Source organism: Patulibacter defluvii, from assembly GCF_034096925.1.
Lineage (GTDB): Bacteria > Actinomycetota > Thermoleophilia > Solirubrobacterales > Solirubrobacteraceae > Patulibacter > Patulibacter defluvii.
In genome coordinates, this window is record NZ_JAWZSQ010000007.1 from 16,594 (window position 1) to 37,191 (window position 20,598).

The 20,598-nt window shown below is 74.6% G+C and carries 18 protein-coding genes, 1 other RNA gene and 1 pseudogene; 7 read left to right on the top strand and 13 right to left on the bottom strand.

Going from position 1 to position 20,598, the window contains the following annotated elements; genetic code table 11:
- Positions 1–44: 44 nt before the first annotated feature.
- Entirely contained in the window at positions 45–347 is a 303-nt protein-coding gene (locus tag SH587_RS09170) for a helix-turn-helix domain-containing protein (protein ID WP_320670293.1), read from the bottom strand.
- A 208-nt stretch (positions 348–555) separates the two neighbouring features.
- Between SH587_RS09170 and SH587_RS09175 the strand changes: the two genes are divergently transcribed.
- The 4 genes from SH587_RS09175 to SH587_RS09190 all read left to right on the top strand — a co-directional run bounded on the left by SH587_RS09175 (position 556) and on the right by SH587_RS09190 (position 3,903).
- Positions 556–1,128, top strand: coding sequence for a hypothetical protein (locus tag SH587_RS09175; RefSeq protein WP_320670294.1), 573 nt, complete (start codon positions 556–558; stop codon positions 1,126–1,128).
- Between the two features lie 137 nt (positions 1,129–1,265).
- A complete protein-coding gene (locus SH587_RS09180; RefSeq protein ID WP_320670295.1) occupies positions 1,266–1,583 on the top strand; it encodes a hypothetical protein in 318 nt (105 codons plus the stop codon).
- Positions 1,584–1,625: 42 nt separating this feature from the next.
- Positions 1,626–3,338 (top strand): NACHT domain-containing protein, encoded by a 1,713-nt coding sequence (locus SH587_RS09185; RefSeq protein ID WP_320670296.1) that lies wholly within the window; start codon positions 1,626–1,628, stop codon positions 3,336–3,338.
- A 121-nt stretch (positions 3,339–3,459) separates the two neighbouring features.
- The gene (locus tag SH587_RS09190; RefSeq protein WP_320670297.1) at positions 3,460–3,903 is read left to right on the top strand and encodes a hypothetical protein; all 444 of its coding nucleotides are present in this window, start codon (positions 3,460–3,462) and stop codon (positions 3,901–3,903) included.
- 74 nt (positions 3,904–3,977) lie between these two features.
- Here the strand turns inward: SH587_RS09190 and ssrA are convergent.
- Both ssrA and SH587_RS09200 read right to left on the bottom strand, forming a co-directional pair.
- Positions 3,978–4,342: a transfer-messenger RNA gene (gene ssrA / locus SH587_RS09195) on the bottom strand.
- Positions 4,343–4,388: 46 nt separating this feature from the next.
- Positions 4,389–6,203 (bottom strand): hypothetical protein, encoded by a 1,815-nt coding sequence (locus tag SH587_RS09200; RefSeq protein ID WP_320670298.1) that lies wholly within the window; start codon positions 6,201–6,203, stop codon positions 4,389–4,391.
- Positions 6,204–6,401: 198 nt separating this feature from the next.
- On the opposite strand from SH587_RS09200, the gene SH587_RS09205 reads away from it, so the two are divergent.
- Positions 6,402–7,844 carry an MFS transporter gene (locus tag SH587_RS09205; RefSeq protein WP_320670299.1) on the top strand — a complete coding sequence of 481 codons (1,443 nt, stop codon included), beginning with the start codon at positions 6,402–6,404 and terminating at the stop codon, positions 7,842–7,844.
- Between the two features lie 33 nt (positions 7,845–7,877).
- Positions 7,878–8,582 (top strand): TetR/AcrR family transcriptional regulator, encoded by a 705-nt coding sequence (locus SH587_RS09210; RefSeq protein ID WP_320670300.1) that lies wholly within the window; start codon positions 7,878–7,880, stop codon positions 8,580–8,582.
- Positions 8,583–8,589: 7 nt separating this feature from the next.
- Here the strand turns inward: SH587_RS09210 and SH587_RS09215 are convergent, their stop codons facing one another.
- The 4 genes from SH587_RS09215 to smpB all read right to left on the bottom strand — a co-directional run bounded on the left by SH587_RS09215 (position 8,590) and on the right by smpB (position 12,743).
- A complete protein-coding gene (locus SH587_RS09215; protein ID WP_320670301.1) occupies positions 8,590–9,723 on the bottom strand; it encodes an AI-2E family transporter in 1,134 nt (377 codons plus the stop codon).
- Between the two features lie 10 nt (positions 9,724–9,733).
- On the bottom strand, positions 9,734–10,336 hold the full coding sequence (locus tag SH587_RS09220; protein ID WP_320670302.1) for a GNAT family N-acetyltransferase: 603 nt from the start codon (positions 10,334–10,336) through the stop codon (positions 9,734–9,736).
- A gap of 65 nt (positions 10,337–10,401) precedes the next feature.
- Positions 10,402–12,222, bottom strand: a complete 1,821-nt coding sequence (locus tag SH587_RS09225; protein WP_320670303.1) for a M3 family oligoendopeptidase — start codon at positions 12,220–12,222, stop codon at positions 10,402–10,404.
- 44 nt (positions 12,223–12,266) lie between these two features.
- Positions 12,267–12,743, bottom strand: coding sequence for an SsrA-binding protein SmpB (gene smpB, locus SH587_RS09230; RefSeq protein WP_320670304.1), 477 nt, complete (start codon positions 12,741–12,743; stop codon positions 12,267–12,269).
- Positions 12,744–12,843: 100 nt separating this feature from the next.
- Between smpB and SH587_RS09235 the strand changes: the two genes are divergently transcribed.
- Positions 12,844–13,530 (top strand): hypothetical protein, encoded by a 687-nt coding sequence (locus SH587_RS09235; RefSeq protein ID WP_320670305.1) that lies wholly within the window; start codon positions 12,844–12,846, stop codon positions 13,528–13,530.
- 45 nt (positions 13,531–13,575) lie between these two features.
- Here the strand turns inward: SH587_RS09235 and SH587_RS09240 are convergent, their stop codons facing one another.
- The 6 genes and pseudogenes from SH587_RS09240 to SH587_RS09265 all read right to left on the bottom strand — a co-directional run bounded on the left by SH587_RS09240 (position 13,576) and on the right by SH587_RS09265 (position 20,562).
- Complete coding sequence (locus SH587_RS09240; protein ID WP_320670306.1) at positions 13,576–13,833, bottom strand: GlsB/YeaQ/YmgE family stress response membrane protein; 258 nt, start codon at positions 13,831–13,833, stop codon at positions 13,576–13,578.
- Between the two features lie 129 nt (positions 13,834–13,962).
- Positions 13,963–15,825: an RNB domain-containing ribonuclease gene (locus SH587_RS09245; RefSeq protein ID WP_320670307.1), complete on the bottom strand. Its 1,863-nt coding sequence runs from the start codon at positions 15,823–15,825 to the stop codon at positions 13,963–13,965.
- A gap of 245 nt (positions 15,826–16,070) precedes the next feature.
- Positions 16,071–17,300: a S41 family peptidase gene (locus SH587_RS09250; RefSeq protein ID WP_320670308.1), complete on the bottom strand. Its 1,230-nt coding sequence runs from the start codon at positions 17,298–17,300 to the stop codon at positions 16,071–16,073.
- 220 nt (positions 17,301–17,520) lie between these two features.
- Positions 17,521–18,420: a permease-like cell division protein FtsX gene (gene ftsX / locus SH587_RS09255; protein ID WP_320670309.1), complete on the bottom strand. Its 900-nt coding sequence runs from the start codon at positions 18,418–18,420 to the stop codon at positions 17,521–17,523.
- A gap of 177 nt (positions 18,421–18,597) precedes the next feature.
- Positions 18,598–19,269: pseudogene (gene ftsE, locus SH587_RS09260) on the bottom strand (cell division ATP-binding protein FtsE); the annotation flags it as partial.
- Between the two features lie 213 nt (positions 19,270–19,482).
- Positions 19,483–20,562, bottom strand: coding sequence for an NAD-dependent epimerase/dehydratase family protein (locus tag SH587_RS09265; protein WP_320670311.1), 1,080 nt, complete (start codon positions 20,560–20,562; stop codon positions 19,483–19,485).
- Positions 20,563–20,598 lie beyond the last annotated feature (36 nt).

Genomic DNA, 20,598 nt, shown 5'->3' on the forward strand with positions numbered 1-20,598 from the left:
GGGAGCGTCGCCACGGCGGCAAATCGGGCGACGGCGAGCGCTGCTCAGCCGTCGCCGTCGAGCCGCTGGCGGAGCGCGGCGACCTCGGCCTCGAGGTCGAGCAGCCGCTGCAGCAGCCCGGCGCCGGCGGCCGGCGGGATCCCGGCCAGCAGGTCGCCCGGGGTCGTGCCGAGCGCGATCGCCAGCGTCACCACCTGGCTGGCGCCGGGCTCGCCCTGGCCGTTCTCCCAGCGGCGGTAGGTGACGCCCGAGACGCCGATCCAGGCGGCGACCTGCTCCTGGGTCAGGTCCACGGCCTCGCGGGCGCGGACGAGGGCTGCCGTGAAGGGAGTGCGGGACGACGCCATCACCGGGCAGTTTCCGCGATCGGGCCGCCGGAGGGAACCCCGGTCGCGGCCGATCGTCGTCGGCGATCACGAGACACGTTCGTGACGATCGCTCGCGGTGTGGCGGGAGCGAGCGGAGGAACGCCAGTGAGTTCCCGACACGATCACGGTTCCGGTGCTGTGACGCTCGAACTTGACTGCATCCCTGTTCTCGCTGATGATCGCTTCCGTGAGCGTCTCGACCAACACCGAGGACGGAGCCCACGGCCTGCCGTTCAGCGGGATCGCACCGCGCCAGGTGTCGGCCCACGCGGCGATCCAGTGCGCCCGCCGCCTGCGCCAGGACCCCCGCGCGCTGGCCTGGTCGCCGCGCTCGCCGGTGCCCTCGATCCCCGACGACGCGATCCCCGCCGAGATCCGCGGCGCGATCGACGACGCCCGTGCCTACCTGGTCGAGATCGCCCGCCACGGCCGCTTCACCACCGAGCCGCCGCCCTGGCTGCGTCCCGCCCCCGACCGCGACCGCCGCCACGACGCCTTCCTCGTGATCGGCGACGACGTCGCGCTGCTGCTGATCCGCGGACGGCCCCACCACCCGCGGCGCGACCACTGGCTGGTGACCACCGTCGTCACCCGCAACGGCCTCGACAGCCCCTATAGCCGCGAGCTGAAGCACGCGCGGCGCGCCCGGGTCCAGGCCCGCGAGCACCGGCCCGAGCGGTGGTTCTCGTCGCGCGGCTACCGCCGTGCCCCGGGCCGCCGCCAATGGCTGCGCGACGAGTACCGGGACCGGGGCGGCTGACCCGCCCGCCGGCCGCCCCGGTCCCCGCGCGCGCTCGCTGAGCCGCGCCCACCGACTGCCCCACACCCCGCTCGCGGCGTCCGGACCGGAGCGGGCGATCACCCCTGTCCGGAGACCTGAACCCAGGAGGACCCTTCGTGCGTCGCACGCGCAACACCCTGCTCACCCTCGTCACCGCCGCCGTGCTGGCCGGCGGGGTCGGTGCCGGTTCGGCCCAGGCCGGCGGCAGCGACGGCCCGCTCTGCATCGTCAAGCCCGGCGACGGCTGGGACCACTGGATGCGGACCACGCCCAGCCCCTACAACCCCGGCTTCCTGCTGCTCTCGCCGGGCACCCAGTTCCGGATGCATCGGGACCGCGAGTGGAACTGGAGCGTCGACTGGGCCTACGGCCACGCGTCGACGTCGTTCCCGACCGACGGGTACATCCCCCGCTACGTCCTGCAGTGCTCGTGAGGTCCCGGCCCGGCCGCTGACCGATCGGACGCTCGCGAGCGAATGCGCACGCTCCTGGCCCTCGTGGCCCGTGCGACGGCCGTCGCCGTCGCGGTGGGCGTCCTCCTGCCGGGTGCCTCGACGGCGGCACCCGGCCCGCCCGGGGGCGGCGTCCGGCCCGGCGAGATCCGGGCCCTGGCCGACCAGCTCACCGCCACCGCCCTGGCCACGATCGACGCCGACGGCCGCCCGCGCGACCCGCTCGGCGGCAACCACATCGGCTACTACGGGCCGGCCGCGTTCGGCTACGCCGGGCTCCGCGCGGCGGTCCGCCGCGGCGACCGCGAGCTGCTCGACCGCGCCCTCCACGCGCTGCGGCTGTCGGCCGACCGCCGCCACGCGACGCCCTTCGACCAGTGGCTGGTGGCGAAGGCCTACGCCTGGGGCAGCGCGCGGCTGGCCGACGACCCGGCCTGGCGGGCGACCGCGCCGGCGCTCGCCGGCTACCTCGACGACCCGCCGCTGACCGCGCCCGACCAGCGACCGTCGCCGGCCTGGATCGACCCCGGCCGCTACAACAACTGGAAGCTCGTCGAGCTGGCCGCGCGCGCGATCGCCCAGCGCGCCGGCCGCTTCCCCGCCACGCCAGCCCGCCGCCGGCGGCAGGCCACGATCGAGCGGCTGGTCGCCCGCGCCGCGGCGCCGGCGGCTCGCGGCCGCTGGACTGCCGGGTCGGCGCGGGCGCTCTCCGACCCACCCTCGAACCCGCTCGCCTACTCGGCCCTGTCGGCGGTGATGCTGCGCGACGTCGGCCGTGCCGCGCCCGCCGGCGGACCGCCCGCGCTGCGACGGCTGCGGGCCGCGGTCGGGCGCTACCTGCTGGCGATGGCGGCCCCCGACGGCACCGTCGCCTGGAGCGGCCGCTCGGCCGAGCTGAGCTGGACGCTGGCGGCGGCGATGGTGGTCGGCGCCGACCGTCGCGACGGGGCCGGTCGTGGCCTGACCCACGCCGCCTGGCGGCGGCTGCTGCGGGCCCACGGGGTGCGGCCCGACGGCTACCTGGCGATCGCACCGGTGCTGCGGATCGGCGACGACGCCAGCGGCATCGACCGCTACGCGAACACGGTGATCTACGGCGGCCTGACCGTGGCGCTGCTGAACGACGCCGCCGACGCGCTCGACGGCCAGCCGGCCCTCCGCGGCGGTCCGCCGTCGGCGACGGGCGAGGGCGAGACGGACGACCGCCGCGGCTCGGGCGCGGTGACCGGCCGCCGCGGCGACGTCTGGTGGGCGGCGACGCTGCGCCCTAGCCACCTCGACCTGCGCTACCAGCCGGGCCTGCAGGCGGTCCAGGTCCGCGACCGCGGGGGCCGCTGGCACGCGCTGCTGCCGGCGCGGCCGAAGACCGGTCCCGCGCGCGGGCTCTGGCCGACCCCCGACGGCTGCCGCTGGCGGGCGATCGGCGCGACCGCCCTCCGCTGCCGCGGCGCCCGTCTGACGATCGCCGTCGACCGCCGGCGGCGCCGGCTGCTGCTGCGCCTGCGGACCCGGCCGGGAGCGGTCGTACGCGGGCGGCTCTACCTGCCGGCGCCGCGGACCGCCGACCGCCACAGCCTGGCCTGGCCGAGCGGCCGCCTGCGCGCCAGCGGTCCGCTGACCGTCCGCCTGGCGCCCGAACCGCCCCGCAGCTCCCCCACCGACCGCGACCTGCAGGCGGTCGACTACGCCGTCCGCAGCGACCGCCGCGGGCGGCTCCAGATCGCCCTCGGCCGCTGACCCGTCCCGCCCCGCCCCAGTCGTCCGCCCCCCACCCTATGGTCCATCTCCCCACCAAACCACAGCGCCCCCGGCACCGCAGGAACGGTCCGGGGGCAGGCCACAGGAGGGTCGGACTCCCATGACAATCCCGGACGCTACCGCGTCGGCCGTCACCATCGTCGCCGCGCACCTGCTCGCCGCCGGCCTCGACCCCGACGAGGCGTTGCCGTTCGACGCCCCCGGACGGGCCGCGACCGCCTTCGACCGCCGCCGCTTCCTCCCGCTCGACGACCGCCTGCCGGTCCGCGCCGCCGCCCTCCGGCGGCTGGCCGACCACCACGGCGTCGCCGTCGAGGACCGCCACTGGGACGGCGAGCGCTACTGCCTGCTGACCCGCGCCGCCGACGTCCACGCCCTCCGCGGCGCCCGGATCGAGGACGACGCGATCGACGACGCGATGGCCCAGCTCGCCGCCGGCTGGGTCCCGCTCGAGCTGGTCGACCTCGACGCCGACACCCGCAGCGTGCTCCGCTTCCTCGAGCCGGTCGCCGAGCCGATCGAGCAGCTGGAGCTGGACGGCTGAGGGCTCGGGCGGCGCGAGACCGCCCCCGAAACGCGAACCGGCGCCCCGATCCGGGGCGCCGGCTTGCTCCTTCGAGGTGGAGACGGCGGGAGTCGAACCCGCGTCCACGACCGCGCAAAGGGCGACGTCTACGAGCGTAGTCGGCTGGTCTGGATCTCGCACCCCGTCGGTCTCGCCGACCCACGTCCGGGATGCCAGCCCTCCTGTGATGTCCCCGAGTCCGCGAGGGCGTCGAACCCGGGTGATCCGGCTGAATGATCCCGGGGACCCCCGCCGCCGGCGAGCAGGGCCCGAGACCTCAGGGACTAGTTGTTGCTAGGCCGCGAGGGCGAACTCGTGGGAGTCCGCACGTATGGTTTTTGCCGGGGTTTTACGAGGCCTCCGGTACCTCGACTCGCAATCACCCCCGCGAACGACCGCGTCGAAGCCTGTCGTCCCCTCGGGTGACCCCAATCGCTGGGGTCTCCCCATCGTAGCGCGCCCGCTCACGGCGTCGGCGTCACCGGCGGCCGGATCCTGGTCCAGCTCTCGCAGGACGAGCGCCGCGGGGTCTTCCCGCACCAGCGCAGGCTGTTGCGGCCGTAGGGGCTGATCGTCATCGTGCCGTTCGGGTCGACGTCGACCTGCTGGCAGTCCTTCGCAGTGTCGACCCACTCGAACGACGCCGTGTAGCTGCCCCAGCCACCGGTGATCGCCCGGCTCTGCCCCTCCCGCAGCCAGATGCACTTGCCGAGGCCGTCGGTGTCGAGGTCCTCCAGCGCCACCATCCGGAACTGGCCCTCGCCGGCCGCCTCGATCCGCACCGTGCCCTCGTTCTCGTCCGACTTCCACTCGCCGATGATCGGCTCGGTGGTGCTGCACGCCGACAGCTCGTAGGGCCCGAAGAACGGCTCCAGCTTCGCGTCCAGCGTGTAGGTCTTGACGAACATCTCGGCCACCAGCCGCGCCGATCGCTCGACCGTCAGCTCGCACAGCTCCGGTCCCGGCTTCGTGTAGTCGTTGGTGCGCGAGACGACCTTGACCTCGGGCCCGATCTCGACCCGCAGGTTGGCCACGTCGGGAAAGCCGATCCCGAACTCCAGGTAGACGCCGGCCGTGGCGTTGGCGTTGAGCTTGAGGCTGTTGTCCGGCCGCTCCAGCGGCGACGCCGTCAGCCGCAGCTTGTCGCTCGCCCGCGAGCTGTCGAAGTCGTAGTCGATCCGTCCGCCGATCTGGCCGGTCGAGGGGCCGTCGGCCGAGCTGACCCCGAGCCCGGCCTCGGCCCGCATCCCGACGAACATCGGCAGCGGCACCCCCGCCACCAGCACGACGAAGGTCCGCGCGAAGCCCTCCGACTCCGAGCAGGAGCCGGTCAGGCCCTCGGGCACGTGCCACTCCATGCCCAGCCGGCCGAGCGACCCGCGGACCTGAACCGCGCCGGAGAAGGCGCTCCAGTCCCACGAGGCGATCGTCGGCCCGTCGAAGAACGGCTTCAGGACCGGGATCGACAGCGGCGAGCCGTTGAGCGCCGTGTCGAACCGGCAGGGCAGCTGGTCCATCACCGCCGCCGTGTCGCGGGCGACCGCGTTGCCGCTGGTCGAGAGGTCGATCCCCTCGATCCGGCGCGCGTGGCCGCCGAGCGCCGCCCGGCTCTTCGCCACGTCCGGCTGGGTCGGCGACAGCCGCACGCCGCCGCTGTGCTGCGGGATCACCTCGGTCACCAGCACCCGGGTCACGCCGACCCGGACGCTGCGCGCGCTGCGACGGACCGTGGTGATCCGCGAGATCAGCCCCGCCGGCAGCGCCGCCGTCGGCCCCGAGGTCAGGTAGCCGCCGACCCGGTAGCGCGACGAGCGCGGCAGCACCAGCTCCGACGGGTTGCGCGGGTCGCCGACGATCCGCTGGACCCGCGCCGGCGCGGCGACGACGTTGGCGCTGACGACCGTGCCGTAGCGACCCGCGATCCGCGCCCGCTTGCCCGCCTTCACGCGGACCGCGACCGTCCGCGTCGCCGGCAGCGCGCGGGCCCCGCGGCGCATCCCCCGCCGGGCCTTGCGGAGGGTGACCGGCGAGAGCGTCAGCCGGTAACGGCCGGCCCGGACCCGCCGCAGCGTCAGCCGGTTCGATCGGACCGCGCGGCGGACGCCGGGCCCGGTCAGCCGCCCGCGCGGCCGCTCGCCCTTCGGGAGCCCGCTGATCCGCAGCTCGACGGTCGCCCGCTTGGCGGACGCGGCAGTGGCGTCGGCGGGGGCCGCCGCTGGTCCGAGCAGGGCCAGCAGGGCGACCGCGACCGCGGCGCCGGACCACGAGGGACGAGACACGGACACGCTCCAATCTCCGGGGGGAGCGCGAGTGTACCCCGTCCCGTGCGACCGGGCACACGACGAGGAAGCGGACTTGACGGTCCACTTGCATCGTCCTAGGATCGACGGACGAACGAAATGGACCCATGGGTCCGCTTCATCTCGGGCGCCGTTCCCCGACTCGCCCTCTCGCTTCTCCCCGACTGGACCCCCGCCATGCCCGCCGCTCCCCCCGCGCCACGCGCGCCGATGCACCCGACCCGCGTGATCGCGATCCTCGGCCTGGCCGCGCTCGCTTTCTCGCTCAGCCAGACGATGGTCGTCCCGGCCCTCGGCACCCTCCAGGAGGAGCTGCACACGACCGCCAGCGGCGCCACCTGGACGGTCACCGCCTACCTGCTGGCCGCCGCGGTCGCGACGCCGGTCGTCGGCCGGCTCGGCGACATGTTCGGCAAGCGGCGGCTGCTGATCGTCGCGCTCGCCTTCTTCACCCTCGGCTCGGTCGTCTCGGCGCTCGGCAGCAGCGTCGGCGTGGTGATCGCCGGCCGCGTCCTGCAGGGCGTCGGCGGCGGCATCTTCCCGCTCTGCTTCGCGATCATCCGCGACGAGCTGCCGCAGGAGAAGGTCGCCGTCGGGATCGGGATGATCTCGGCCGTGCTGGCGATCGGCGGCGCGCTCGGCCTGGTCACCGGCGGCCTGCTGCTCGACCACGCCAGCTACCACTGGATCTTCTGGGTCGGCGCCGGCCTCGGCGTCGTCGGCGCGGCCGGCTCCTACCTCGGCGTGCCCGAGTCGCCGGTCCGGATCCCGGGCAAGGTCGACTACGCCGGCGCGCTCGTCTTCGGCGTCGGGATCGTGCTGCCGCTGCTGGCGATCTCGAACGCCAACGACTGGGGCTGGGGCAGCGCGCGGGTGCTGGGGATGATCGCCGCCGGGGTCGCGATCCTCGCCGGCTGGGTCGCGCTCCAGCGGCGGACGGCCGAGCCGATCGCCCACATCCCGACCCTCCGCCAGCCGCGGGTGCTGCTGACCAACCTGGCCACGGTGCTGGTCGGCTTCGGGATGTTCGGCGCCTTCGTCCTGATCCCGCAGATGCTGCAGTCGCCCGAGGCGACCGGCTACGGCTTCGCGCTCGACGCCACCCAGTCGGGCCTGGTGATGGTGCCCGGCGCGCTGGTGGCGATGGTCGCGGCGCCGATCTCGGGCCGGATGAGCGGCCGCCTCGGCAGCCACGTCCCGCTGGCGATCGGCGGCGTGCTGGCCGCGGCCGGCCTGCTGATGCTGGCCGAGCTGCACTCGACGATCGCGCTGATCGTGCTCGGCTACGCCGTGACCGCGGTCGGGATCGGCCTGGCCTTCGCCGCGATGCCGAACCTGATCGTCGACGCGGTCGCCGCCGAGCGGACCGGCGAGGCGACCGGCTTCAACACCGTGATGCGCTCGGTCGGCTCCTCGGTCGGGTCCCAGATCGCGGCCACGATCCTGACCGCCAGCGTCGTCGCCGGCAGCCCGCTGCCGACCGACGACGGCTTCACCACCGCCTTCGTCGTGATGGCGATCGGCTCGCTGCTGGCCGGCGGGATCGCGGCCCTGATCCCGCGGCTGGCCGCCCGCCGGACCGCGGCCGCGACCGAGCTGGCGGCGGCCGGCCGGAGCTGACGGCCGGCCCGCGTAGGATCGGGAGCGCGGCCCATGCCCCACGACTCCGCCTCTCCCCTCCTGCGTCCGGCCGCCGACGGCGACGACGCCCGCCCGCGCCGCAGCGACGCGGTCCGCAACCGCGCGCGGGTGATCGAGGCCGCGACGCTGGTCTTCGCCGAGCAGGGACTGGACGCGCCGGTGCCGGAGATCGCCCGCCTGGCCGGGGTCGGCAAGGGCACCGTCTACCGCAACTTCCCGACCAAGGAGCACCTGGCCGCGGCGGTCGCGATCGCGCGGCTGGAGCAGTTCGAGGTGCGCCTGGCCGACGTGATCGCCGAGCGCGGCGAGCCGCTCGCCACCCTCCGCGGGATGCTGGTGGCGGTCGCCGCGCACCTCTCCCAGGACTGCGCGCTCGGCGAGGCGGTCGATGTCGTCGCCGACGATCCGCAGGTGCTGGAGCTGCAGCGGCGGCTGTCGGAGACGGTCGCCGGCGTCGTCCGCGACGCGCAGCGGGTGGGCGCGATCCGCGACGACGTCTCCCCCGCCGACGTCACCGTGCTGATCATGGGCGTCGCCCGCAGCCTGCCGCCGCTGAACCACGGCGGCCGGCCCGAGCTGTGGGAGCGCTACGCGCTGCTGGCCTTCGACAGCCTGCGGCCCGGTGGCAGCGCGCTGCCGCCCGGCTTCGCCGACGACGACGAGATGCGGCTGGCGCTGCGCTCGGCCCGGCGGCTGCGCGGTCGCCGCGGCGGCTGAGCCCGGCTCACCAGCCGCCGGCGGGCGCGCTGCCGTCGTCGGGCGGCGGTGACGGCGGCGGTTCGTGGCCGAGCCCGTCGGGGTGCTCCTCCTCGTCGAGCCAGCCGGCGCCGGCCGCGACCGCGGCGATCAGCGGGGTGGCGAGGAAGGCGCCGGCGATCCCCAGCAGCGCCCCGCCGGCGCCGACGCCGAGCAGGACCGTCATCGGGTGCAGCCGCAGCGAACGGCCGATCAGCAGCGGGTAGAGGATGTTGCCCTCGACCTGCTGGACGATCACCGTCACCACGATCGCCCCGAGCATCCCGTCGACGCCGTCGGTCGAGAGCGCCACCAGCGCCGCCGCGATCCCGGCCAGGATCGCGCCGACGTAGGGCAGGAAGGCGACGATGAAGGTGAAGACGCCGAGCGGCAGCGCCAGGTCGATCCCCAGGATCCAGAGGCCGACGCCGATCCCGACCCCATCGATCGCCGCCACCAGCACCTGGCTGCGGACGTAGAGCGTGACCGCTCGCCACGACCGCTGGCCGGCCCGGTGCCAGGCCGGACGGCGCTCGCGGGGGACGAACCGCAGCGCACCGCGCCAGAAGCCGCCGCCGTCGATCAGCAGGTAGATCAGCATCATCAGCGCCAGGAAGATGCTGGCCGCGACGCTCGCGACGCCCTGGGCGACCGAGACCACGCCGGTGCTCAGCTGCCCGCCGATCGAGCCCAGCGACTCCTCCAGCTTCTTCGTCAGCTGCTCGGTGAAGCGCTGGATGTCGGAGTCCTTGATGCCCAGGTCGTGGAGCACGTTGGGCAGCTGCCGGATCCCGTCCTCGACCTGCTCGACCAGCTGCTCGGCCTTGCTGAAGATGTCGGGCGCGATCCAGGTCAGGATCCCGGCCACCAGCACGATCGTCCCGAGCACGGTCAGGACCGCGGCGATCCAGCGCGGCAGCCGGACCTTCTCGTGCAGGGTTCGGGCCACCGGCTCCAGCAGCGCCGAGAGCAGCACGGCGACCGCGAACGGCAGCAGCACGAACTGCAGCTTGCCCCAGACGAGCAGCAGCCCGTAGCCGACCAGGCCGATCAGGCCGAGCCGCAGGGCGAGGACGCTCAGCTGGTCGAGCGCGACGCGCTGCGGAGGCGGGGACGACGCCATGCGTGGGCCATCATCGCATCGCGCGCGGTCGCCCTCCGCCGCCCCCGGTGAACGTTCGGTGTCGCTCGCCGTCGTCGGGCGCCGGTGGCCGGTCGAGCCGCAGCACGAGCACCTCCCAGCCGCTCGCGGCGTGGCGCGTGCGGCCGGTCACCCGCATCCCCAGCCGCTCGGCGACGGCCAGCGAGCGCTCGTTGTCGGGGTGGACGATCGCGATCAGCTGCCGCAGCCCGATCGCCCAGCCGGCGGCGACGGCCGCCTGCGCCGCCTCGGTCGCGTAGCCGTGGCCCCAGGCGTCGCGAGCCAGCCGCCAACCGACCTCGACCGCCGGCAGCACCTGCGAGAGGAAGAGCGGCACCGCCAGCCCGCAGAAGCCCAGCAGCCGCCCGTCGGCGCGCCGCTCGATCGCCCACAGCCCGTGGCCGCACCGCCGCCACTCGTCCTCCAGCCGCCCGACCAGCTCGTCGCTGGCCGCCCGCGACAGCGCGCCCGAGCCGATGTACCGCATCACCTCGGGATCGCCGTTGATCGCGGCCAGCGGGGCGTGGTCGTCGGCCCGCCAGCGGCGCAGCAGCAGCCGCGCGGTCGGCAGCTCGTCGGGGGCGCGCTCGGGCACGAGGGGCAACGGTAGCCGCACGTTCCGGTCGCCGGGCGACCGGAACGTCGCAGCGGGCGCCCCGCTCAGACCGCCCCGGCCGCCTCCGCCGCCGCCTCGGCCTGCTCCAGCTGCTCGCGGACGAGCGCCAGCCCGCTGCGCCAGAAGCCGGGATCGGTCAGGTCGAGGCCGGCGATCGCCACCAGGTCCTCGGGCGAGCGCGAGCCGCCGGCGGCCAGCAGCTCCAGGTACTTGGGCGCGAACGGGGCGCCGTCCTGGCGGTAGCGACCGTAGACGGAGAGCGCCATCAGCTGGCCGTAGGCGTAGGCGTAGACGTAGCCCGGGGTGCCGATGAAGTGCGGCACGTACGACCACCACGAGCGGTAGCCGTCGGTGATCTCGACCGCGTCGCCGAGCATCGCGTGCTGGCTGTCGTGCCACAGCTCGCCGAAGCGGTCGACCGACAGCTCGCCCTCCTCGCGGCGGGCCGTGTGGACCGCGTGCTCGAAGCGGTTCATCGCGGTCTGGCGGAAGATCGTGGCGATCGAGCCCTCGATCTGCTCGGCCAGCAGGCCCAGCCGCGCCTGCGGGTCGGTGGTCTCGGTCAGCAGCCGGTCGAAGACCAGCGTCTCGCCGAAGACCGAGGCCGTCTCGGCCAGCGTCAACGGGGTGTGCTGCTCGAACGGGCCGCGATCGCGGGCCAGGTAGGCGTGGATCCCGTGACCCAGCTCGTGGGCCAGCGTCAGCACGTCTCGGCGGCGGCTGGTCCAGTTCAGCAGCACGTACGGGTGGTGGGTCGGCACGGTGTAGGCGCAGAACGCCCCGCCGCGCTTGCCGTTGCGCGGCGGCGCGTCGATCCAGCCCTCGCCGACGAACCGCCGGGCCACGTCGCCCATCTCGCCCGCGAAGGCGTCGAAGCTGGTGAAGACCAGGTCGGTCGCCCGGCCCCACGAGAACTGCTCCTCGTCGGCCTGGGTGATCGAGGCCATCCGGTCGTAGTCGGCCAGCCGGTCGATCCCGAGGATCTTCGCCTTCAGCCGGTACCACCGCTGCGGCACGTCGTAGGCCTCCTGGACCGCGTCGACCAGCGCCTGGACCGACTCGTCGCTGGCCTCGTTGGCCAGGTTGCGCGACGCGATCCACGACGGGTAGGTCCGCAGCCGGTCCTCGACCGCCTTGTCCTGGAGCAGGGTGTTGAAGATGAACGCCCGCGTCCGCAGGCCCGGGGCCAGCGCCTTCGTGACCGCCTCGGCGACCTTCTGGCGGACGGCGCGGTCGGGGTTGGTCAGCTGCGCGAGGGCGACGTCGAGCGCGACCGGCCCCTCCTGACCCTCGAGGTCGACCTCGATCACCGACGTCAGCTCGTCGAACAGCCGGTCCCAGGCGCCGCGGCTCGAGGTCTGCTTCTCGGCCAGGATCCGCTCCTCCGGCTCGCTCAGCTGGTGGGGCTTGTAGCGGCGGACGGTCCGCAGGTAGTGGCGGGCGGTCTCCAGCCCCTCGGCGCCGAGCAGCGCCTCGGCCGCGTCGTCGTCGAGCGCGGTCCACTCCAGCTCGAAGAAGAGCAGCTTCGTCTGGACCGCGGTCGCCCGCTCCTCGACCTTCGCCAGCAGCGCGCCGTGCTCGGGCTTGGTCGTGTCCTCGGCGAACTTGAGCGACGCGTAGGAGGCGGCGCGGCCGATCAGGTCGGAGAGGTCGGCCAGCTCGGCGACCGCCGCCGCCAGCCCGGCGCCATCGAGCTCCGCGACCTTGCCCTGGTGGGCGGCGGCGAAGCGATCGGCCCGCTCCTGGGCGTCCTCGAGCAGCGCCTCGACGCCCTCCGCGCCCGCCGGCGTGCCCGCGGGCGTCCCCTCCGTGACCAGCGTTTCCAGGTCCCAGGCGACGTCGGTGTGCTCCACGGCGGTGCTCATGGGCCGAAGCCTACGCGACCCCCGCGGGCGGCCCGGCGGGGCGGCTAGCGGTTGCGTTCGCGGAGCGCGCGCTGCATCTCGCGCTGCTGGTCGCGCTTCTTGATGTCGTGGCGCTTGTCGGCCACGTTCTTGCCGCGGGCGAGGGCGATCTCGACCTTGATCTGCTGGCCCTTGGGGTAGATCCGGGTCGCGACCATCGTCAGGCCCGACTGCTGGACCTCGCCCAGCAGCTTGTCGATCTCGCGCCGGTGGGCGAGCAGCTTGCGCGGCCGGTCGGGCTGGTGGTTGTTCATCGCCGCCGGCGCGTAGGGGTCGATCCGCAGGTTGCGCAGCCACAGCTCGCCGCGGCGGACGTCGACGTAGCTGTCCCCCATCTGCGCCCCGACCGTGCGCAGCGCCTTGACCTCGGTCCCCAGCAGCTGGACCCCGCACTCCAGCTTGTCGAGCAGCTCGTAGCGGAACCGCGCCTGGCGGTTGTAGCCGTAGTCGCCGCCGGACGGCTTCTTCTTGCCCTTGGCCATGAACCAGCGAGCGTAGCGCCGGGACCGCGGCGGCGGCCGGCCGACCGCCGCCGGCCGCGATGCCTGCGAACGGTTCGATCCCCTGCGCTATACCCCCGGCATGTGGATCCCCCCGTCCCGCCTCGTCCCCCTGCTCGCGACCGCCGCGCTGACCGCGGGCCTCGCCGCCCCCGCCGCCGCCGAGGTCCGCGGCGGCTCCTCGGCCGTCAGCACGCTGCAACCGCGCAACCCCGACCTGCGGATCGAGCGGACCCAGATCGTCTACGACACGAAGGGCATGCTGTCCGGCACCGTGCGGACGGCGGGACAGCTGCGAGATCGCAACGTCTTCGTGACGTTCGTGGCGGGCGTCTACGACCGTCAGCGCCGTTGCCGTCAGACCACGCGCGACCGCTTCGGCGTGGTGGGCGGCGCGGTCGACACGTTCGGCTTCCCGCCGGTCCGCGATCCCGCGGGGACGCTGCCGCCCGCGACCCGGCTGGCCAGCTACGACGGCGTGCCGCTCGGCGGCGACGGGGTGGCGTACGCGGCGACCGGTGCGACCGCGCGACTGGTGGCGACGCTGTCGCCGTTCGCCGGTCGCGGCTGGGACTGCGGCTGGGTCGACGTCGCCGACGGGGCGACGGAGAGGACCGCCGACCGCTCGCCGGCGTTCCCGCTCGGGCGGCGGGCGACGGCCGAGAACCGCCGCCGCCAGGCCCGCGCGCTGAAGCGCTGCGGCACGGTCCGCCAGGCCGGCGCCCGCAAGCGCTGCAAGCGCCAGGCGCGCGAGCGCTACCCCGCCTGACCGGCGTCCGCCCGGAGACCAGGCTCCGGGCGGACGCCGGCAGCGCTACCCCTGCCGGTTGGCGACGAGCACCCGGTAGCCGCCGAGCACGATCAGGACCCCGATGATCGCGCTCAGCAGGCCGCCGAGGTCGAAGATGTCCGTGTCGCCGATCCCGAGCAGGGCGGTGAAGATCAGCCAGCCGACGATGGCGCCGGCGAGGCCGATCAGGATCGTGACGAAGAACCCGCCCGGGTCCTCGCCGGGCATGATGGCCTTGCCGATGAAGCCGGCGACGAGGCCGAGGATGATGGCGCCGATCATGGGTGTGCGCGCTCCTTGGTGGGGGAAGGGATCCGCGGACGTTGGCGCCGCGGCGCTCTCTGGTACTTCGCCGTACACGCGAGAGGTCCCGGCGTTGCACGAGGTCGTGCGTTTCGTCACGAAGCTGCGTCAGCGCGCCGGCACGAGCGTGACGCGTCCGCGCACCGGCTCGACCCGGTCGACGGCGACGGTGACCGGGTCGCCGATCCGCAGCGTGGCGCCGGAGCGGGTGCCGACCAGCATCACCCCCAGCTCGTCCAGCTCCCACCAGTCCTGGGCCATCAGGCGGACCGGCAGCAGGCCCTCGAAGGCCTCGGCGTCGCTGCCGCCGGCGCCCAGCTGCTCGGCCCCGAAGCGGACGAACGCGCCCGCCGCGGCGACGCCGGTCACCTCGCCGGCGAAGCGGTGATCGAAGCCGTGGGCGAACAGCAGCCGCTCGAGCAGGAACGCGCGCGCGATCCGGTCGGCCGTCCGCTCGACCTCCATCGCGTCGCGCTCGGTCGCCGAGCACCAGGTCGCCAGCTCGCCGAGCCCGTCGGGGCTCGGGGCGTCCTCCCCCGCGCCGATCAGGGACAGGATCGCCCGGTGACAGACCAGGTCCGGATAGCGCCGGATCGGTGACGTGAAGTGGCAGTAGTGGCGCAGTCCGAGCCCGGCGTGACCGGTTCCGCGCGGGTCGTAACGCGCCTGTTGCAGGGCGCGGAGGACCAGGTACGAGAGGCCCGCGCGCCCGTGTCCCTGGCGGCGGACGTGCTCGTCGACCCGGCGCGAGATCTCGGCCACCGCGGCGGCGGCCTGCTCGGGGCCCAGCGGCGCGTCGCGGTCGCCGTCACGGCCGCCCAGCGGCGGCAGCGCCACCCCCAGCACGGCGAGTTGGTCGGCCAGTCGCCGCACCGCGGCCGGGTCGGGCCGGTCGTGGACCCGGTGGAGGGCCGGGACGCGGGCCTCGTCGAGCAGCCGCGCGACCTGCTCGTTGGCGGCGATCATCAGGTGCTCGATCAGCCGGTGGGCCTCGGTCTGGCGCTCGACGGCGATCGCGTCCACGTGGCCGCCGCCGTCGAAGCGGAACTGCGGCTCGCCGGTGTCCAGCTCGAGCGCGGTGGTGGTCTGCTCGCGCCGCCGTTGGAGGGCTGCCGCCACCCGCCGGGCGATCGCCAGCGGGGCGGCCCAGGGGTCCTCGGCCTGCTCCCGCCCGGCGAAGATCCGGTCGACCTGGTCGTAGTCGAGGCGAGCGTCGGAGTGGATCAGCGTGCGGTCGACGCGGGCGGCGACGACCTCGCCGGCCCGCAGCTCCAGCTCGACGCTGACGGCCAGCCGGTCGACGCCGGGCACCAGCGAGCAGGCGTCGTTGGAGAGCGCCGGCGGCAGCATCGGCTCGACAGTGCCGGGGACGTAGACGCTGGTGCCGCGCCAGCGGGCGTCGGCGTCGAGCGCGCCGCCGGGCCGGACGTGGGCGGCGACGTCGGCGATGTGGACGACGACCCGGAAGCGCTCGGCCGCGGCGTCGATCTCCTCGGCACTGATCGCGTCGTCGAAGTCGCGGGCGGTGACCGGGTCGATCGTGAAGGTCGGCAGCCCGCGCAGGTCGCGGCGGACGATCCGCTCCTCGCCGGTCGGCCCGCCGGCGGCGACCGCCTCGGCCTCGGTCGCCACCGACCGCGGTATGCGCCGCGGGAGGCCGTGGTGCAGCAGCAGCGCCTCGAGCACGTCGCGGGCGACGTCGGGCGTGCCGACGTCGCGCAGCAACCGCGCGTCGCGGCCCCGCTTGCCCCCGGACCCGCGCCCGCGCCGTCCGCCCGGCGGCGCGAACAGCCCGATCCGCCCCTCGCGGATCTCGGCCGAGCGGTCGACGACCACCGGCGCACCGCGGTCGAAGAGCGGCTCGGCGACGAGGAACCGCCCGCGCCGGCGGACGACGCCGACGGTCGGCGGCGGTCCGTGGCCGCTGTCGCGCCAGACGTCGCGGGGGAGCGCGGCGGTGCCGGAGCTCACGGCCGGGCGGTTGCGGTTGCGGTCGCCGCGCGCTCCACCACGACCACCCGGACCGTCCCGCCCCGCAGACCCCGCCGGACCCCCCGACGCGTCCCGCCCGTCCCGCGGCCCACGACCGCGCCCGCCGCCCTTGCCCTTCGGTCCCGGCCGCTTCGACCGCTTCGCCGCCGGGCGCGAGGGACCGGGCCGCGACCCGGGCCGGCCCTTGCCGCCCCGGCCGGGCGGCCCTCCGCGGCGGCGCCCGCTCACCGCCCGCGGCGCTCCTTCGCGACCAGGTCGATCGCCCGCTCGAGGCTGGCGTTCGGGGCCTTGGGATCGGTCGCCACCGGCACGTCGGGCCGCAGGCCGGTGCCGCGCGCGGTGCCCTTGCCGCCCAGGTTGCGGCCCTTGGGGGTGAAGTACTGGCCGGCGGTGATGTCGAGCGCGCCGCCGTTGCTCAGCGGCTCGACCCGCTGGAAGACGCCCTTGCCGTAGGTCCGCGTGCCGACGACCTGCGCGCGACCGCGGTCCTGCAGCGCCCCGGTCACGATCTCCGACGCCGAGGCCGAGCCGCGATCGACGACCACCACCAGCGGCTGGCGGGCGAACGGCGGGGCGTCGCCGGCCTCGTAGCGCTGTTCGCGCACGGTCCGGCCCTTCAGCGTCACGACCGTGCCGCCCTTCAGGAACAGACTCGCCACACCCTGCGCCTGCGTCACCAATCCGCCGGGGTTCGAGCGCAGATCGAGCACGAATCGGTCGGCCCCGCGCTTGCGCATCCGCTCGAGCGCGGCGCCGACCTGGGCGGTGGCGCCGTTGTTGAACTGCGCCAGCCGCACCACGCCGACCTTGCGGCCGTCGCGCCGGAACAGCTTCGAGTCGACGATCGGCACCTCGACCGGGGCCCGCTTCGAGGTGATCGCCAGCGTCCGGACCTTGCCGTCGACCCGCCGCCGGATCCGCAGCGAGACGCTGGTACCGGCCGGCCCGCGGACGTGGTTCGACGCCTCGTTCGCCTTCAGCCCCTTCAGCGACGTCTTGCCGGCGCGGACGATCAGGTCGTCGATCCGAAGCCCCGCGGCCTTCGCCGGCGAGCCCGCGTAGACCTGGGTGATCCGCAGGCCGAGCGGATCCTGCTGGACGACCACGCCGATCCCGTCGAAGCGGTTGTCCTGGGCCTGCTGGAAGCTCTTGTAGGTCTTCGGGTCGAGGTAGTTCGAGAAGCGGTCGTCGAGCTTGGTGACCATCCCCCCGATCGCGTCGTCGACCAGCCGCCGCTCGCCGGGATCGCGGTAGTAGACGTCGCGGATCGTGCCGAGCGCCTCGTTGATCGCGCCGGCGCCGTGCGGGTCGACGACGCGGTCGCGGATGACGCCCGGCAGCGACTCGGGGTCGCGGGCGCCGACGTAGGCCCCGGCGCTGAAGATCAGCACCACGACGGCGAAGAGCGCGGCGACGGCCAGCGCCGCCCGCAGGGCTCGGGTCCAGAAGCTCACCGACACAGCATGCCGCCCTCGCGGGATCGGTGGTCCAGCGGGTGGATGTGAGACGCGCGTAGACCGAGGAGGTCGCCGCCGGGAAGCGAGAGCAGTACTCCGTACTGCCGAGCGCACCAGGTGGCGAGATCCGACGCGTCTACGCGCGCCTCACGCCACCCGCCGGTCCCGGCGCCGTGGCACGCGGGCGCCGGGATCGGAGAGCGGGCGCGGGACGGGATCAGACGCGCAGGAAGCGCCGCAGCGAGAGGCCGGAGCCGGCGGCCGAGACCGCGATGCTGGCCAGCACCAGCAGGCCGATCAGCGGACCGAAGGCGATCATGTCCGGCCGCGAGATCAGCGTCGCGATCCCCTCGAGCTGGCTGAGGATGGTGACCTTCGCCAGCGCCAGCATCGCGATCGCCACCGCGCCGCCGATCGCGCCGAGGATCAGGCCCTCGATCACGAACGGCCAGCGGATGAACGAGTCGGTGGCACCGACGAGCTTCATCACCTCGACCTCGCGCCGGCGCGAGAAGAGCGACAGGCGGATGGTGTTCGAGATCAGCAGCACCGAGGCGACGATCAGCAGCAGCGCGAGCGCGCCGATCGAGAGCTTCACCGCGCCGGTGATCTTCACGATCTTGTTCGTCTCCGACTTCGACGCCTTGATCTCGCCGATCCGGGCGTCGAACGGGGCCGGCTTGCCGCTGGTGCCCTTCGGCTGCAGCGACGCCAGCAGCGCGTTGGTGTTGCCGGCGCTGTCGGGAGTGATCCGGAACGTGTCGGGAAGCGGGTTCATCTTGCCCAGCAGCGCGTAGGCCTCGGGGTTCTGCTTCTTCTGCTCCGCGAGCGCCTGCTCCTTCGACACGAACTTCACGTTCTTGACGTGCTCCGTGCTCTTCAGGCGCTGCTCGACGCGGGCCAGGTCGGCCTTCGTCGTCTTCTTGTCCATGAAGACCGACACCTGGACGCGGCTGCGGACGTCGTCGGCGGCGCCGTTGGCCAGCTGGACGGCGGGGATGAAGACGCCCAGCACCAGGACGGTGATCAGGACGGCCATCAGCGCGGCGAAGCTCGGGATCGGGTTGCGGCCGATCGAGCGGAGCGCTTCCTTGAAGAAGAACGTGACGCGATTCATGAGGTCTTTCGCAAGTCGGGGCGTCGGGGCGCGGGGAGGCGGGCGGAACGGGTCCTAGTCCGCGAACGCGTCGTCGAACAGGTCGGCCTCGGACGGCTGGCGCAGGCGCTGCGGCGCGGGCGCCGGCTCGCCGCGCATGAGGGCGCCGAACTCGGCGGTCGACTCGCTGTCGCGGCCGTAGCCACCGGCGACCTCGTCGCGCACGATCTCGCCGCCCTGCAACTCGATCACGCGGCGCCGCATCCGGTTGACCATCCCCTCGTCGTGGGTGGCCACCAGCACCGTGGTACCGGCCTTGTTGATGCGGTACAGCAGCTGCATGATCCCGATCGTGGTGTCGGGATCGAGGTTGCCGGTCGGCTCGTCGGCCAGCAGCAGCGGCGGGTGGTTGACGAACGCGCGCGCCACCGAGACGCGCTGCTGCTCGCCGCCCGACAGCTGGTGCGGGTAGTTGTGGAGCTTGGTCGAGAGGCCGGTCAGGCGCAGGATGTCCGGCACCTGGCGGCGGATCTGCTTGCGGTTGGCCCCGGTCACCTGCAGCGCGTAGGCGACGTTGTCGTAGACCGTCCGGTTCGGCAGCAGCTTGAAGTCCTGGAAGACCACGCCGAGGTTGCGGCGGTAGTACGGCACCTTCTTGCGCGTGATCTCGGACAGATCGCGCCCGGCGACGCGGATCACGCCGGAATCGGGCTCCATCTCCTTCAGGAGCAGCTTCATCAGCGTCGACTTGCCGGCGCCGGTCTGCCCGACGAGGAACAGGAACTCCCCGCGGTGGACGGTGAAGGACGCGTCGTGCACGCCCGCGTGGGTGTTGTCGTACGCCTTCGTCACCCCCCGGAACTCGATCACCGCGTTCGGGTGCGACGGGCGGCCCCCGCTCGTGGGGGCGCCTCCCGCGACGGGGTGCGTGCCGGTCGTGCGAGCGGCGGCGGCTGCCTGGCGGGCAGCGGCAGCGCGCTGGCGGTCGGTGGTGGAGCGCGAGACGGCCATATCCGAATCGCAGATTGGCACCGAACCCCCACGATTCCTGCACGCCGCCGTGCAGTGCAACGCGGCTTGCGCTCATCCGGCGGCGATCGGCGCGACGGCGCGCAGCGGTGCGGCGGCGAACTCGGCGATCCCGGCCGCGAACGGCTCGCGGGCGACGAACCCCAGCACCTCCGCCGCCCGCTCGGGTGCCGCGAAGACGTGTCGGACGTCGCCCAGCCGGTACTCGCCCGTGACCACCGGCTGCCGGCCGCCGCCGCCCGCCGCGGCGGCCAGCGCGGTCGCCATCTGCCCCACCGATCGCGGCGTGCCCGAGCAGACGTTGAAGGCCCCGGCCACCGGGCGCTCGCCGGTCAGGGCCAGCAGGTTCGCCCGCGCCACGTCGCGCACGTGCACGAAGTCGCGCAGCTGCCCGCCGTCCTCGAAGACGCGCGGAGCCCGCCCCGCCTCGATGGCGCTGCGGAAGATCGCCGCGACCCCGGCGTAGGGCGTGTCGCGGGGCATCCGCGGGCCGTAGACGTTGTGGTACCGCAGCGCGGTCACGGGCACGCCGGTCTCGCGCGACCAGGCGGCCGCCAGGTGCTCCTGGTGGAGCTTGGTGGCGGCGTAGACGTTGCGCGGGTCGAGCGGCGCGTCCTCGCGGACCGCCTGCGGCTCCAGCGTCGCCCCGCAGGTCGGGCAGCGCGGATCGAAGCGCCCGCCGTCGAGATCCTCGCGTCGCCGCGGCGCGGGCCGCACCGTGCCGTGCGCCGGGCAGCGATAGCGACCCTCGCCGTAGACCACCATGCTCGACGCGAGCACCAGTCGCTCGACGCCGCCCCGCCGCGCCAGCGCCCGCAGCAGCACGGCGGTGCCGAGGTCGTTGTGCCGCACGTAGTCGGGCGCGTCGTCGAAGCCCTGCCCGAGGCCGACCATCGCCGCCTGGTGGCAGACCGCCGTGACGCCGTCGAGCGCCGCCGCCACCGTCGCGGGATCGGCGACGTCCCCGACCACCAGCTCCGCTCGCGGGTCGATCGCCGCCTCCGCCGCCGGCCGGTCCGGGCCGTGCGCGGCGGGCAGCAGCGCGTCGAGCACCCGCACGGCGTGACCACGGTCGAGCAGGGCGGTGACGATCTGGGCGCCGACGAAGCCCGCGCCTCCGGTGACGAGCAGCATGACCAGGACCGTACGCCCGATCGGCGCCGCCGCGGC